At 53.3% G+C, this 14,533-nt stretch carries 11 protein-coding genes; 7 read left to right on the plus strand and 4 right to left on the minus strand.

The annotated features are described in order from the left end of the window. Positions 1-24: 24 nt before the first annotated feature. Complete coding sequence (locus R0137_RS15270) at positions 25-690, minus strand: glutathione S-transferase family protein (RefSeq protein WP_407327262.1); 666 nt, start codon at positions 688-690, stop codon at positions 25-27. Positions 691-815: 125 nt separating this feature from the next. On the opposite strand from R0137_RS15270, the gene R0137_RS15275 reads away from it, so the two are divergent. After that, entirely contained in the window at positions 816-1,931 is a 1,116-nt protein-coding gene (locus tag R0137_RS15275; protein ID WP_407327263.1) for a BamA/TamA family outer membrane protein, read from the plus strand. Between the two features lie 33 nt (positions 1,932-1,964). Here R0137_RS15275 and R0137_RS15280 read toward each other — a convergent pair whose 3' ends face one another. Continuing rightward, positions 1,965-3,521 (minus strand): arylsulfatase, encoded by a 1,557-nt coding sequence (locus R0137_RS15280; RefSeq protein ID WP_407327264.1) that lies wholly within the window; start codon positions 3,519-3,521, stop codon positions 1,965-1,967. A gap of 197 nt (positions 3,522-3,718) precedes the next feature. Here R0137_RS15280 and R0137_RS15285 point away from each other — a divergent pair, with 197 nt between their 5' ends. Both R0137_RS15285 and R0137_RS15290 read left to right on the plus strand, forming a co-directional pair. Further along, the gene (locus R0137_RS15285; protein WP_407327265.1) at positions 3,719-5,008 is read left to right on the plus strand and encodes an amidohydrolase family protein; all 1,290 of its coding nucleotides are present in this window, start codon (positions 3,719-3,721) and stop codon (positions 5,006-5,008) included. Between the two features lie 98 nt (positions 5,009-5,106). Further along, positions 5,107-6,366 (plus strand): serine hydrolase domain-containing protein, encoded by a 1,260-nt coding sequence (locus R0137_RS15290; RefSeq protein ID WP_407327266.1) that lies wholly within the window; start codon positions 5,107-5,109, stop codon positions 6,364-6,366. Positions 6,367-6,383: 17 nt separating this feature from the next. On the opposite strand, the gene R0137_RS15295 is transcribed toward R0137_RS15290, so the two are convergent. Beyond that, entirely contained in the window at positions 6,384-8,207 is a 1,824-nt protein-coding gene (locus R0137_RS15295) for a DEAD/DEAH box helicase (RefSeq protein WP_407327267.1), read from the minus strand. Positions 8,208-8,326: 119 nt separating this feature from the next. After that, positions 8,327-9,229: a PA4780 family RIO1-like protein kinase gene (locus R0137_RS15300; protein WP_407327268.1), complete on the minus strand. Its 903-nt coding sequence runs from the start codon at positions 9,227-9,229 to the stop codon at positions 8,327-8,329. Between the two features lie 174 nt (positions 9,230-9,403). Here R0137_RS15300 and R0137_RS15305 point away from each other — a divergent pair, with 174 nt between their 5' ends. The 4 genes from R0137_RS15305 to R0137_RS15320 all read left to right on the plus strand — a co-directional run bounded on the left by R0137_RS15305 (position 9,404) and on the right by R0137_RS15320 (position 14,532). Beyond that, positions 9,404-10,351: an MBL fold metallo-hydrolase gene (locus R0137_RS15305; protein WP_407327270.1), complete on the plus strand. Its 948-nt coding sequence runs from the start codon at positions 9,404-9,406 to the stop codon at positions 10,349-10,351. Positions 10,352-10,461: 110 nt separating this feature from the next. Next, on the plus strand, positions 10,462-11,478 hold the full coding sequence (locus R0137_RS15310; protein WP_407327271.1) for an ABC transporter permease: 1,017 nt from the start codon (positions 10,462-10,464) through the stop codon (positions 11,476-11,478). A 3-nt stretch (positions 11,479-11,481) separates the two neighbouring features. After that, the gene (locus R0137_RS15315; RefSeq protein ID WP_407327272.1) at positions 11,482-12,549 is read left to right on the plus strand and encodes an ABC transporter permease; all 1,068 of its coding nucleotides are present in this window, start codon (positions 11,482-11,484) and stop codon (positions 12,547-12,549) included. Positions 12,550-12,570: 21 nt separating this feature from the next. Beyond that, complete coding sequence (locus R0137_RS15320; protein ID WP_407327273.1) at positions 12,571-14,532, plus strand: extracellular solute-binding protein; 1,962 nt, start codon at positions 12,571-12,573, stop codon at positions 14,530-14,532. Position 14,533: the final 1 nt, after the last annotated feature.

The following is a 14,533-nucleotide window of genomic DNA, read 5'->3' on the forward strand; positions in this document are numbered from 1 at the left end:
TCAGCATCAGACATAGTCAAAGCATTAAATCCCGTAGCGCTCTTTGATGTAGGCAAAAAAAGCAGGGCCGTTAGCTTCTCTGTCAGCATCGACCTTTCGCGCGATATCGGTGTCCGCCATCATCTCCTGCCAGTCCTCAATACCGTCGATCTCTGCGACAAAATCTCTTTCGAGGAGCGCGCCCGCCAAAGCCACGACGCCCAGTACATAGCGTAGATAAATGTCAGCCATCGTTAGCTTGTTCCCCATCACATAGGGTTCAAACTCTGCAAGACTGTTGAGCGCCGCGACACCTTTAGTAAGACCATCGCGCACCTCTTGAGCCAATGCTTCGGGCACAGGACTTTTACTAATAGAAAATGGAATGAGTCTTCGTCCTGTCAGCTCCAGATAGAGTTCTGAAACCTTGATGACCTGCCGAACTCTGGCGCGATCATAATCATCGGCAGGGTATAGTGGCGAGTTGAAGGGGTAGGCATCTTCAAGGTAGTCGCAACATACCGTCGACTCGCTCATGCACTCCCCGTGCTCCGTCGTCATCGCGGGAACCTTACCGAGGGGGCTTATCTCTAAATAAGCGTCGTCAGCACCAAACTGCTGCACCTCCTCGAAGGGCAAACCTTTGTGGAGAAGTACATGCTTAACGATGTTGTAGTAATTACTGTAAGAAAAGCCGTATAACTTGATCATGTCTTAAATCCGCTCCGTCGCTCGTTCGAAAACTCAGTATCTGAGCACCCATCATTGGTCTAACCCTGCGCTCATCAGTCTATTACAGATCCGAAGATAGAACCCGCTGTAGTAAAATGCCGCAGATGCGAGCCTCTCAACACTTTAGCCTATTGATCTCCTTCGCCATTACACCGGCTATCGCTATCGCTCAGGAGTCGGTGACTGACACCCGTCCCAGCATCGCGCCGGACATTCGCGAAGACGACACCAAGTTAAAACTACAACGAGGCGACGTCGTTATCGTCCCTATCCCCATATCAAACCCTACTCTCGGTTCGGGCTTGGTTTTGGGTGGAGCGTACTTCTACTCGCAAACCGAAGAACAAAAGAAAACACAGCCTGCATCTGTCACGGGAGCTGCTGGTGTCTATACGGACAACAACAGTCGTGCGTTCACTTTGATACAGCAGAACTACTGGAACCAAAACAAGTGGCGATTCACGGGAGCTGCGGGCGCTGCCGATTTGCGCCTGTCGCTCATCGCACCAGAAGACGTGAGTACCAGTAGCGTCGACTGGCGCATTCGCGGTGAGTTTGTGTTTGCACGACTATCACGCAAGATCAGTGGCAACTGGTATGGCGGCGGAACCCTGCGGTTTGCAGATATCGCTCAGGATATCGAAACCACGGTCCAGTCCAACGACTTTGATACCAGCCCCGACGTACGAGCCGCCGGCTTAGGGGCGACCGTTGAATACGATAGCCGCGATATGCCCCTGAACTCCTACAGTGGCCGCTACTTTAAGGTGGAAACGCTGTTCAATGACGAGGCGGTCGGTAGCAGCCAAACCTATCAATCGTACAACCTTGCCTACAATTCTTATCACGCAGTTGCAGACAACCTCACCGTGGCGTGGGAATTCCAAGGCTGTCAGCGCGTGGGTGGCGCCCCTCTGTGGGACGCCTGTCGAATCAACTTGCGGGGATTCGCCGCCACTGACTACTTAGGAAAGGTATCCACATCAGCGCAGATCGAAGCCCGTTGGCGAGTCAGCGAGCGCTGGGGACTTGTAGGCTTTGCAGGCGCCGGACAGGTAAGCCGCTCTTTTTCAGAGTCCGAGGACCGCTCTCTGATACCCAGCTACGGCGTAGGCCTGCGCTTTATGGTTTCCAAAGCAAAACGAGTGAACATGCGATTGGACTTTGCGCGCTCCCAGGACAGTGATGCGATTCACTTTTCCGTGGGCGAGGCTTTTTAAGCCGCTGCTGTAAGGGACTAGTTTGCGGCGCTATTAGCCTCCCGGAGGTTTCATCGCCTTCATCTGTAGCATTTGCTGCATACGTTCCATCATTCCATCAACGGAGAAACTGGCTACGGCCTGTCTTGGGGGAAACTCCCGAAAGGTCATCAGCCATTTACCTACTTCTTGTTGTGTCGGTACGAACAGCCAGATCTGATCTGCAAAGAACCGCGTGTACAAACTGGAATCCAAGGATGTTTCATAAGGATCTGTGCGTAGATTCACCATCTGCGGAAAATTCAGCGCCTCGCGACTCCCGCCCCAACCATCTTTCTGAACGCCAAAGTGGATTTTCCAATCGTTCCAGCGAAGCGCGTTAAAGTTAGCGTTGTCATCAAAATAGAAAATGTTGTGGCGAACACCCGGACCCGTGCCAGCGAGCAAGTCTGTTTGATCAAATCCATCAAGGTGCACCCGAAAAGACTTCTCACCGGCCCGGTGGCCCTTGCGCAGCTTGCTGGCGATATCCGGCTCCCCCGCCGCCGCTAAAAATGTCGGCAGCCAATCCTGGTGGGAAAAAATATCGTTGATCACAGTGTTTTCTTCGACAACACCCGGCCAGCGTATAAGTGCGGGTACACGAAAGCCCCCTTCCCAGGTCGATCCTTTCTCTCCACGGAAGGGCTCAGCGCCACCATCGGGATAGGTATTGGTTTGCGAGCCATTGTCCGTGGAGTACACAACGATGGTGTTATCGGCGATCCCCAGAGCGTCCAGTTTGTCCAAAACACGACCTACGTGAAAGTCATGCTCCATCATGCCATCTGCATATAAGCCGTAGCCCGACTTGCCCTGCCACTCGGGTGCCAGACGAGTCCATACGTGCATACGCGTAGTGTTCAGCCATACAAAAAATGGCTGCTCGTTGGCATGGGCCGTATCAATGAATGCAAGTGCGGCGTCGGTAAATTCTTTATCCACGGTCTCCATACGCTTACGAGTAAGCGCACCGGTATCTTCTATCTTGCCGTCAGCGTAAGAGCGAATGACTCCTCGTGGAGCGAAGCGGCGCCGGAACTCGGGATCTTTTGGGTAAAAATACGTCTCAGGCTCCTCCTCTGCATTCAGGTGGTAGAGGCTGCCGAAGAATTCATCAAAACCATGATTGCTCGGCAAAAATTCATCCTTGTCACCCAGATGGTTCTTACCGAACTGTCCTGTGGCATAGCCATGGGGTTTGAGGAGCTCCGCAATTGTTGGATCTTCTGCACGTAAACCAATGTCGGCGCCGGGCAAACCTACTCGCAAAAGTCCGGTACGCAGCGGATGCTGCCCGGTGATAAATGCGGAACGGCCTGCGGTACAGCTCTGCTCGCCATAGTAGTCGGTGAACATCGCGCCCCCCTTGGCGATACGATCAATGTTGGGAGTCCGGCTACCCAGCATCCCGCGGTGGTAGGCGCTAATGTTCGACCAGCCGATGTCGTCACCCCAGATCACCAGTATGTTGGGTTTGCGATCTGCTGCGGCGATGGCTGCTGAAAACAGTAACGAAGCCCCCGCCACAAAAACTCCGCGCGCCAAGGACCCCGAAAACAGTCTCTTCATTTGCTATTCCTCTTGTTATCTTTATTAACGCTACAACACACAGAAGCCGACTCTATTAGAGCAACACTCTAAAGTCACCAACTCCTGATAGCACGATCCAACGCTTATCCGCGCAAACGTGAACAGTTCTGATCCTGATATGCTTCGCTTACAAGAAAACTGACATCACCCAGTGACCTAAACTGCCAGGAGACCTTATGCAGATCAAAGCTTCGAAATTAGTACTCGCACTCGGCGCCGTCTTTGCGATGACACCCGCACTGGCCAGCACCCAACTCATTCACGCGGGCGAGCTCCTCGCCATACCCGGCAAGAAGCCGCTCAAAGAACAAACGGTAGTGGTTGTTGATGGCCGTATCCGCGAAGTTGTTGACGGCTATCAAAGCGCTAGTGAATACGACGCCGACAGCGTCATTGATCTCAAAGACAGCTTTGTCATGCCAGGTCTTATGGACATGCACGTGCACCTTCAGGGTGAACTCAGCCCCGACAATGATAGCCGCTCCCTTCGCTGGTCCGGCGAACTCGTGCAGATGTATGGGTATCACAATGCGATGACCACGCTCATGGCGGGCTTTACTACCGTGCGAGACGCAGGCTCAATGAATCAGCAAACCTACGCTGTGCGCGATGCTATTAATAAAGGCTGGATTGACGGCCCCAGAATCATCGCTGCGGGTGGCGTGGGCATTACCGGCGGCCACAATGATGTGAGCGGCACCAAGCATGAGTTCATGGAGCTGATGACCGACGAATCAGTCTGCGACGGACCCTATGACTGCCGCCGTGCCACACGAAACGGCATCAAGTACGGCGCTGACTTCATCAAGATCACCTCTACCGGCGGTGTGCTTACCGACCGCGCGACCGGCACGGGCAAACAAATGGAAGATGACGAGCTCGTCGAGGTAGTGCGAGCTGCGCACAGCATGGGGCGTAAGGTCGCCAGTCATGCTCACCAAGAAGATGGCATTATCGCGGCGCTGAAAGCGGGAGTAGATAGCATTGAACATGGCACCTACGCAGGCCCTGCCGCGATCAAAGAGTTCAAGCGCACCGGCGCTTATCTGGTGCCTACTCTGCTGGCCGGTGCGACGGTCGGCGAGATGGCAAAAATGGGAGGAATTCTCACGCCGGCTCAGGCAGCCAAGGCGATCGAGGTTAGCGCCGCAATGCAGGGTAACTTCGAGAAAGCGCACAAGGCCGGCGTAAAAGTCGCCTATGGCACGGACACGGCTGTTTCCAAGCATGGTCTTAACGCCCGAGAAGCAGAGCTCATGAACAATGCGGGAATGAGCGAGATGGATATCCTGGTGTCGGCGACGGTCAACGCCGCTGACCTCATTGATATGAGCGATAGCTTGGGAACCATTGAAGCAGGTAAGCATGCCGACATTATTGCAACTCAGATCTCGCCTTTAGATGACATCAAAGCCTTACAGAACGTTGGGTTTGTAATGAAAAGCGGCAAGGTGATGAAAGAGTAACCGCAGGATGAAAGGGTAACTACGCGATGAAAGCGCAGCGGTTAACCGCCGTCTTATTTGCAGCTTTGTTCCAACACTCCGCCTCGGCAGACGATGCGATGGCTGAGCTGCGAACCATCGTTACAGGCACAGATGTGAACTCGAGCTTGAGCGGTCTGCAGATTAGTCTGCTCAAAAGTGGCGAAGCGACCGAGGGTTATGCCCTTGGCTTTGCGCAAATAGAGTCAGGCGTAAAAGATCCCTTACGACGGGATCACAAAATCCGAATCGCTTCAATCTCAAAGCTCGTGGTTGCTATAGGTGTGCTGCAACTGGTTGATGCCGGCAAGCTCGACCTTGATCGCGACCTATCTGATTATCTTGGCTGGAAGCTGCGTAACCCCAATTTCCCTGACGAGGCTATTACGGTCAGGCAATTGCTTTCACATACCTCATCGATCCGCGATGGGTCGGCGTATTTTATCGCTGCCGGGACCGGAGAGCTGCGCGAGTTTTTTACGCCCGGCACAGACTATTGGGAGAACGGCGATCACTTTGCCAGCGGCACTACGCAAGCACCGGGCGAGTTCTTTTACTACTCCAACCTGAACTTCGGTATTTTGGGGACAGTAATAGAGTTACTGTCCGGCCAGCGTTTCGATCAGTACATGGCAAACAGTGTGCTGGTACCACTGGGGATTAGCGCGCGCTTCGATCCTTGTGAGATTCCAACCCATCAGCGGGCAGCAGGGTTTCGAAAAGGAATAGAACCCGGCGGATGGGACGATCAGAGCGATTGGCTGGCACAGGTCGATGGTGCACAGCCCTCATGCTTCTACGGCATGCAAAACGCGAACGACGCCCAAGAGTTTCTCAACAGTTACACCCCTGGCAGTAATGCGACGATCTATTCACCGCAGGGTGGCCTGCGCGCCAGTGCTGACGACTTGGTCGTAGTGCTGAAAATGCTAATCAATCATGGTGCGGCCAATGGCAAGCAAATTTTGTCTGGGTCTTCCGTCGAACACATGCTGGCGCCCGATTGGGACTTGAATGCGGAGCGCAGCAATGGATTGTCCGCGGGAGAGGCAGAACCAGGAGGCCCTACCGATGGGCTCATGACCAGCTACGGCCTATCGGTACATCGAATCAACACGAGAGAGTGGGGCTTTACGCAGGGCCCCGAGCTTCTCGTTGGCCATCTTGGAGAGGCCTACGGCGTGCTCAGTCACGCTCTCATCGATCCGGACACCGGTGATGGCATCGCGACAATTGTTACGGGCACGGCCAAGAATCCGGCCGAAGCTCCGCCGGGAAGCAGCCCCTTGTATCGGGTGGAGGAGGAGATCCTTCGTTGGTGGCTAGAGCGGAATTACTAGAAGCCAGCTCTTAACTCTTAACCCAGCGGCGGTGCCTTACGCTTTCGTGGCCCCTTTTTCTTGGGCGCGTCTTTCTGATCGCCTTCAGCGGGGCTCGACCCCTTTGCCGATTTTTTTGGCTTAGCGCCGGGACGTGAGATTCTAAGCTTCTGCCCACTTACCCATACTGTTTGCAAGTGCTTGAAGATCTCTTTGGGCATTCCCTCAGGCAAATCCACAAAGCTGTGATCGTCTTCAATCTGAATGCGTCCAATGTACTCCGCATCAACTTCTGCCTCGTTGGCAATGGCACCTACAATATTGCCGGGCTTAACGCCGTGCTGGTGACCTACTTCAACGCGATAGCGCTGCATCCCCACATCAGCGTCTTTACCAACCGCCTCTTTATCACGACGGGGCTTACGCTCTCTGTCGGGATCACGTGCTTTTCCGCGCTCTTTGCGGCTATCCCTGTCCTTATTTCGATCCTGCCCTCGAGTCTCTCGCACAGGTCTATCTTGAAACTGCCGAGCAGGCTCAGCTGCAGGCGTAGCGGTCGCTTTGCTCTGATTCATCACAACCAGGGCCGCGGCAATATCGATAATCGGGACACCAAATTCCTGCTGGTAAGATTCCACCAGCGCTCGAGCAGATTCTCTGTCCTGCGTATCGAGTGTCTCGGTGATTCTGGCCTTAAAACGTGCGGCCCGCTTATCACTGACCTGCTCTGGAGTCGGTAGCGCCATAGCTTCGATCTTTTGGCCCGTCACCCGCTCGATGGTGCGCAGTAAACGGCGCTCCCGGTTTGCAGCAAACAAAATCGCTTCACCGGTGCGCCCTGCTCGACCCGTGCGCCCGATGCGATGGACATAGGCTTCGGGGTCGTTGGGAATGTCGTAGTTGATCACGTGACTAATGCGTTCCACATCCAGACCCCGCGCAGCAACGTCCGTTGCCACCAAAATATCCAGACCTCCCCTCTTCAGGTTCTCAACGGTTTTCTCGCGAAGGTTCTGGGGGATGTCGCCATTCAAGGCCGCAGTGGCGTAACCACGAGCCGATAGCTTGTCCGCGAGTTCCTGGGTCGCGATACGCGTTCGCACAAAAATGATGACGCCGTCGGAGTCTTCCGTCTCCAGAATACGTGTGAGCGCATCGAGCTTGTGCATACCGCCCATCATCCAGACTCGCTGACGTATGGACGCATTGGTCACCGTCTTAAGCTTGATCGTAATCTCTTCGGGCTTGTTTAAGTGCTTCTTAGCGATACGCCGAATAGCGTCAGGCATCGTTGCCGAAAACAGGGCGATCTGTCGCTCGTTTGGCGTTTGCTCGAGAATCCACTCCACATCGTCGATAAAGCCCATGCGTAGCATTTCGTCAGCTTCATCCAGTACCAAAGTCTTCAGTTCAGACAAATCCAAAGAACCACGACGCATGTGGTCCATCACGCGACCCGGCGTGCCAACAATCACGTGAACGCCGCGCTGTAACTGGCGCAGCTGTGTTCGATAGTCCGAGCCACCATAGATAGGCAGAACCTTGAAGCCTTTACTATGTCGCGCGTACTTCTGAAAGGCTTCGGCCACCTGAATTGCGAGTTCGCGAGTAGGCGCTAGCACCAGTGCCTGAGGCTTGTTCAGCTTAGGATCGAGGCGGGCCAAAATGGGCAGTGCAAAGGCCGCCGTCTTACCGGTGCCGGTTTGGGCCTGCCCTACCAGATCCTTGCCCTCAAGAAGAGGAGGAATAGTCATGGTCTGAATGGCAGAAGGTGTTTCATAGCCCACATCGCTGAGTGCTTTCATCAGAAATACAGGAAGTTGCAGCTCATCGAAGCTGCCGGGGGTCGTTGGGGTGCTCATGGGAATTACCGAAAGAAAGTATGCTGCGCCCGGCTTCGCAACAAACCCTTTAACGGGGTCACACGCGAGCACACAGGCAAAGGATAATTATACAACTTAAGCGTCACACAGAGTTGTGACTAATTAAGCCCTTCCTGGTAGTCCTCTCCGGGCTCTTTTTCTGGCTCTTCGTCGCTTTCCGCCGCCTTGAGACGCCGCTGGCGAGCCTCTTCCTCGGCGAGCACAGCGCGAATCTCCGCCATCACAGAGTCCGTATCCGCTTCATGAGTATCAAGCTCGGCCCACCCCGTAAGCTCGTGTTCCGGATTCAGGTCGCCTTCTTCAAACAGACCCCAGAGCTCTTCGGCATAGTGAGTATCCAGCAATTCCGGAGCGAACTGCGCGTAATACTCAGTGACATTGCGGATATCACGGGTGAGCATGGATTGCGCGTTGTTGTTCCCGGCCGCATCCACCGCCTGAGGGAGGTCAATAATCACCGGGCCGTCTTCATCGACCAATATGTTGAACTCAGATAAATCGCCGTGAATCAAACCGGCCGCTAGCATACGCAACACGTACTGCATCATTAATGCGTGATCTTCGCGAGCCTGCTCCGCGGACATGGACACATCGTTCAGTCGAGGCGCGACATCGCCATCTTCGTCGGTGACCAATTCCATGAGTAGTACGCCATCGAAGCAACCGTAGGGCTGGGGAACACGAACGTCGGCGCGCGCCAGCCGATAGAGCGCATCCACCTCAGCGTTTTGCCAGGTTTCCTCCTGTTGCTTACGCCCGAACTTCGACCCCTTCTCCATAGCGCGGGCACGGCGACTATTGCGCACCTTTCGACCCTCGGTGTACTGAGCGGCCTTTTTAAAGCTGCGCTTTACGGCGTCTTTATAGATCTTGGCGCAGCGCAACTGGCCCGAGCTGCGAACGATGAAAACATCGGCTTCTTTACCACTCATCAGCGGACTGATGACTTCGTCGATAATCCCTTCTTCCATAAGAGGCTGAAGGCGCTTTGGTGTCTTCATGGCTAAACGAGTCGGTTCCGAATTATGTGAGGAAAACTAAGCCTGACACTCTGCCATATAAACGCAGCGACTTCGATGCTCCCCGAGGGGCGTTGAAATTGAACCACTGTGAGGCCGTCGAAGAGCTACACTGACCCGCAGTGCCAACGATTTTAAGAACCACGGAGAAAACTCATGAAGAATGCGGATATTGCTCAACACCAGAGTGCATCAATAATGCGCGCAAGTATGACGGACGGAAGACTGATATTGATGGCTGCTCTATTGATGAGCTCTACATCTCTCTTTGCCCAGTCGCAAATGGACGATACGCAAATCGAAGCGCAGCGGGTCACTGACGGGATCTACATGATCACAGGGCGCGGTGGCAACATGGGCCTCAGCACCGGAGACGACACCACCTTTCTCATCGACGATCAGTTCGCACCACTGACGGACAAGATCGTCGCGGCGATCGCCGAGATTACGGATCACCCTGTTGAATATGTTCTGAATACCCATTGGCACGGCGACCACACGGGAGGGAACGAAAACTTCGGTAAGCAGGGTGCTTTGATCATGGCTCATGACAAAGTGCGCGCACGGCTCGAGAAGGGCAAAACCACTGACACAGGTGAAGTCCTACTGCCACAGCCGGAAGCATTGCCTGTAGTGACGTTCAACGATTCGCTAACACTCCATGTAAACAAGCAAACCATTAAGGGTGTGCATGTACACCATGCGCATACCGATGGAGATGTGATCGTGCACTTTGAAGACGCCAACGTCATACACATGGGCGATACATTTTTTAACCAGCGTTACCCATGGATTGATCTTAAAAGTGGCGGTCACATCGATGGCGTCATTAAGGCCGCAAAGATAGCGCTTGCGCTAAGTGACGAGCACACCAGAATCATTCCAGGTCACGGCCCCCTCGCGGGCAAAATGGATTTACAAAAGCATCACGACCGGATCGTAGCCATCCGGAAGGAAATAGCGTCCATGATGGATGCGGGAAAAACACTGGAAGAGATTCAAGCGGCCAAACCGACCGCCCCTTTTGATAGCGAAGTAGACTCATCGGTATCTATCTCTGCGGAACGCATGGTCGATATCGTGTACAACTCCCTGAGCCAGTGAGAAATATGTCGACCTCGCATGAATGCAAGCTCAGCACTCTTCTTGCGCCCTCGATCGCAGCCCTGTAACTTTGCCCTCTCATTGATTTCTATCGATAACGCACTCAACTGATGCGCGACTATTTTTTGCGGCGTCTGCTCTTGATTCCGCCCACCCTACTGGGTGTAACCATTATTGTCTTCGCAATCACTCGGCTTGTACCGGGTGGCCCGCTCGAGCGCGCAATCATGGAAACGCAACAAATGAGTCAGTCTGGTGGCGGTCAAGTTGCCGGGCAAGGCATGGCCATTTCTGACGAGCAACTCGAGGCGCTGAAGGAGTATTACGGCTTCGATAAGCCCATATTGCAAAGCTATGCAGATTGGCTGGGCAAAGTGGTTACGGGCGATCTAGGTTCTTCTTACCGATACAATGAACCTGTCTGGGACGTCATCAAAGAACGATTTCCGGTATCGCTCTACTACGGCATCGTAACGCTCATCCTCACTTATGCCGTGTGCATCCCCTTGGGAATTCTCAAAGCTATTCGCCACCGCACGTTCGTGGACAACATATCCTCCGTACTGATTTTTGTCGGCTACGCGATCCCGGGCTACGCCTTAGGCTCACTCCTCATATTGTTTTTTGCCGTGCGACTGGAATGGTTTCCTATGGGAGGTTTCGTCAGCTTCAACTTTGACGAATTGAGCGCCACGGAAAAAACGCTAGATTTACTGGATCATTCCCTCCTGCCACTCATCTGTTATCTGGTAGGGAGCTTTGCACTAGTTACCCTGCTTCTTAAAAACCATCTCATGGACAATCTGGCCGCGGACTACATCCGAACAGCCATTGCAAAGGGCGTGTCCTTTCGCAAGTCCGTGACAGGACACGCCATGCGCAACTCCTTGATCCCCATCGCGACAACTTTCGGACAGAACATCACGCTTCTCGTCGGGGGTTCTTTTCTTATCGAAACCATTTTTGATATCGATGGTTTTGGTTTGCTGGGGCTTAGTGCAATTTTGGATAGAGACTATCCGGTAGTCATGGGCGTCGTTTTGCTCGCTAGCCTTCTGCTGCTCATCGGTAACATCATCTCGGATGTTCTCGTCGCCCTCGTTGACCCAAGGATACGATTCAGCTAAGCCATGCTGCAGCTCAATCCCCAGACTCTCAAGAAGCTCCGCCGTTTTAGACACATCAAACGCGGGTATTACAGTTTCCTGGTTCTCGCGGGGCTTATGGTTTTACTCAGCTTTGGCGAACTACTGATAAACAGTCGAGCACTGCTCGTCAGCTACGAGGGCGAGCTGTACTTCCCAACGTACACGGCCTTTCATCCGGGCACGGACTTCGGACTCGACTACGACTACGAGGTTAACTATCGGGACCTCAAAGAGCAGTTTGCCAAGGACAATAGCGGAAACTGGCTACTGATGCCGTTTGTGCCGTACAACGCCTATGAGAACCATGCGCCCGGCGGCATTTTCACGCCTTTGGCACCGAACGCCGAGCAACAACACTATCTCGGTACGGATACGACAAGTCGCGATATTCTCGCCAGGCTGTTTTACGGCACGCGCATCGCCCTGATTTTCTCTATTGGCTTTATGTTGTCGGTTTACCTCATCGGCATCGCCATCGGCTGCTCCATGGGGTACTTCGGCGGCGTTTTCGATTTGTTATTCCAGAGACTCATCGAAATCTGGTCAAACGTCCCCTTTCTTTACATGGTCATCATCATTTTCTCGGTAATACCCGCCGCGTTTTCAGTGCCGACCCGCATCGTTATTCTGTTAATGGTCATGGTGTTGTTTTCTTGGACGGGTATGACCTACTACATGCGTACAGAGACGTACAAAGAAAAGGCCCGGGACTATGTTGCCGCCGCGCGCGTCATCGGCGCGTCCAACTCTCGCATTATCTTCCGGCACATATTGCCCAACGTTCTCTCCACCTTAGTAACCTTCATGCCATTCACCATCGTTGGCGCTGTTTCAGCGATTACCGCGTTGGATTTTCTCGGTTTCGGTTTACCACCACCGACCCCAAGTCTTGGAGAACTCCTCAAACAGGGCACGGCAAATTTGCGGACCGCACCTTGGATCGTGACTTCAGCATTTGGCACTCTGGTAGCACTACTCACCCTTGTGACCTTTGTGGGTGAAGCCGTCCGCGAGTCCTTTGACCCAAAAACCTATTCTATTTATCGCTAAGAAATCAAAAGAGCATTGTCTATGAAACAACGATCTTCATCTAAGTGGCTTTTAGTCCTTGCAGTGCTTGCTCTAGCGGGCTGCGGTGGTGAAAGCGATGGCGGGGACGAAGCAGCAAACGCGCCAGCGATAGATAACACCGAAGAAGTCAACGCGGCCTACGCTGCAGAACCCGACTTCTATCGATTCAAAACACTTGAAGAATTGCCTGATGACCTCGTCTGGGAAAACGGATCTGAGCTAGCAGAGATTGGCTCTCCGGAAGCTAAGAAAGGTGGTACCCGCTACATTGCTCTTCCCGATTTCCCAAGAACATTGCGGACCGCCGGGCCCGACTCAAACGGGGCTTTTCGGCCGTACATACTCGACGATGTCGTGACGCTCATCGCCCACTTGCATCCGGACGAGCGTGAGTTTTATCCGGCTCTCGCCGAATCCTGGGCTTTAGACCCGGAAAACTCTACGGTGTACGTAAAGCTGGACCCAGCTGCCAGATGGTCCGATGGCGTACCAGTAACCACCGGCGACTTTTTCTTCATGTTTTGGTTTTACAAATCCGAATACATCCGGGCGCCCTGGTACAACAACTGGTACAGCACACAGTACACCAACATCACCCGCTACGATGACCGTACCTTCTCGATCACCACGGCATCAGCAAAACCTGATTACTCTGCGAGAGTTCTTGAGCTACATCCTCGCCCCCAGCACCACTTTAAGGAGCTCGGTGATGACTATCTTGAGCGCTACCAATGGAAGTTCACGCCGACCACGGGTGCCTACGTTCTTCGCGATGGAGACTTAAAGAAAGGCCGATCTATCGTCCTAACCCGCGACAAAGACTGGTGGGCTAAAGACAAAAAGCACTTTAGATATCGCTTTAATCCCGATCGAGTTCAATTCAATATCATTCGAGATACCCCTAAGCGATTTGAGGCTTTCAAGCGCGGCGACATTGATCAGTTTGGCCTGGCACTCTCTGAGTACTGGTACGAGAAATTGCCTGACTCTGACCCTGATGTGCAGGCGGGCTACATAGCCAAGTCAACATTTTATAACGAGTACCCCCGCCCGCCATACGGGCTCTGGATGAACACATCCCAGCCATTGCTCGATGACCTAAATGTTCGTTTGGGCATCCAACACGCAAGCAACTGGCAATTGGTGATAGATCAGTACTTCCGTGGGGATACGGTGCGCTTAAAAACCGCCAATGAAGGGTTTTCGGAGTTCAACGATCCCAGCATAGAACCCAGAGCCTTTGATATCGAAAAAGCCCAAAGCTACTTCGCTGCCGCCGGTTTCACCGAACGCGGCCCCGACGGAATCCTAATGAATTCTGAAGGGCAAAAGCTGGCCTTCACTTTATCCACCGGCTACGAAAACCTTGCGGACGTAATGACCATCCTGAAGCAGGAAGCCGTAAAAGCCGGTTTGGAGCTGCGCATTGAAGTTCTCGATAGCACCACCGGCTGGAAGAAAGTGCAAGAGAAGCAGCACGAAATTCACCTTGTCGCCTTCGGACGCTTCCTCGAAATGTACCCACGGTATTGGGAGCACTACCATTCCGACAATGCCTACGATGATGCTTTTCTTGAAGACGGCAGCGTCAATCCCAATCGAGAGTTAAAAACGCAAACCAATAATCTCGAAGCATTCGCCAACTTCGAAATGGATGGGTTGATTGAACAGTACCGAGCGTCTCAAGACAAAGACGAGATGATAGAGCTGTCTCGTAAGATTCTGAACTTACATAACGATCATGCATCGTACTCTCCCGGCTGGTACCAACCGACGGTACGCCTGGGTCGCTGGCGCTGGATACGTTATCCGGAGTACTTCAATCACAAGCACATCCTTCAGATAGACGACCTTTGGGTGCACTGGATCGATACAGACCTGAAAAAGGAAGTCCTGGAGGCGCGAAAATCAGGGAAGACCTTCCCTCCCATGATCGATGTGTACGACCAGTGGAAGCCATAGC

Source organism: Congregibacter brevis (assembly GCF_045689245.1).
Taxonomy (GTDB): Bacteria; Pseudomonadota; Gammaproteobacteria; order Pseudomonadales; family Halieaceae; genus Congregibacter; species Congregibacter brevis.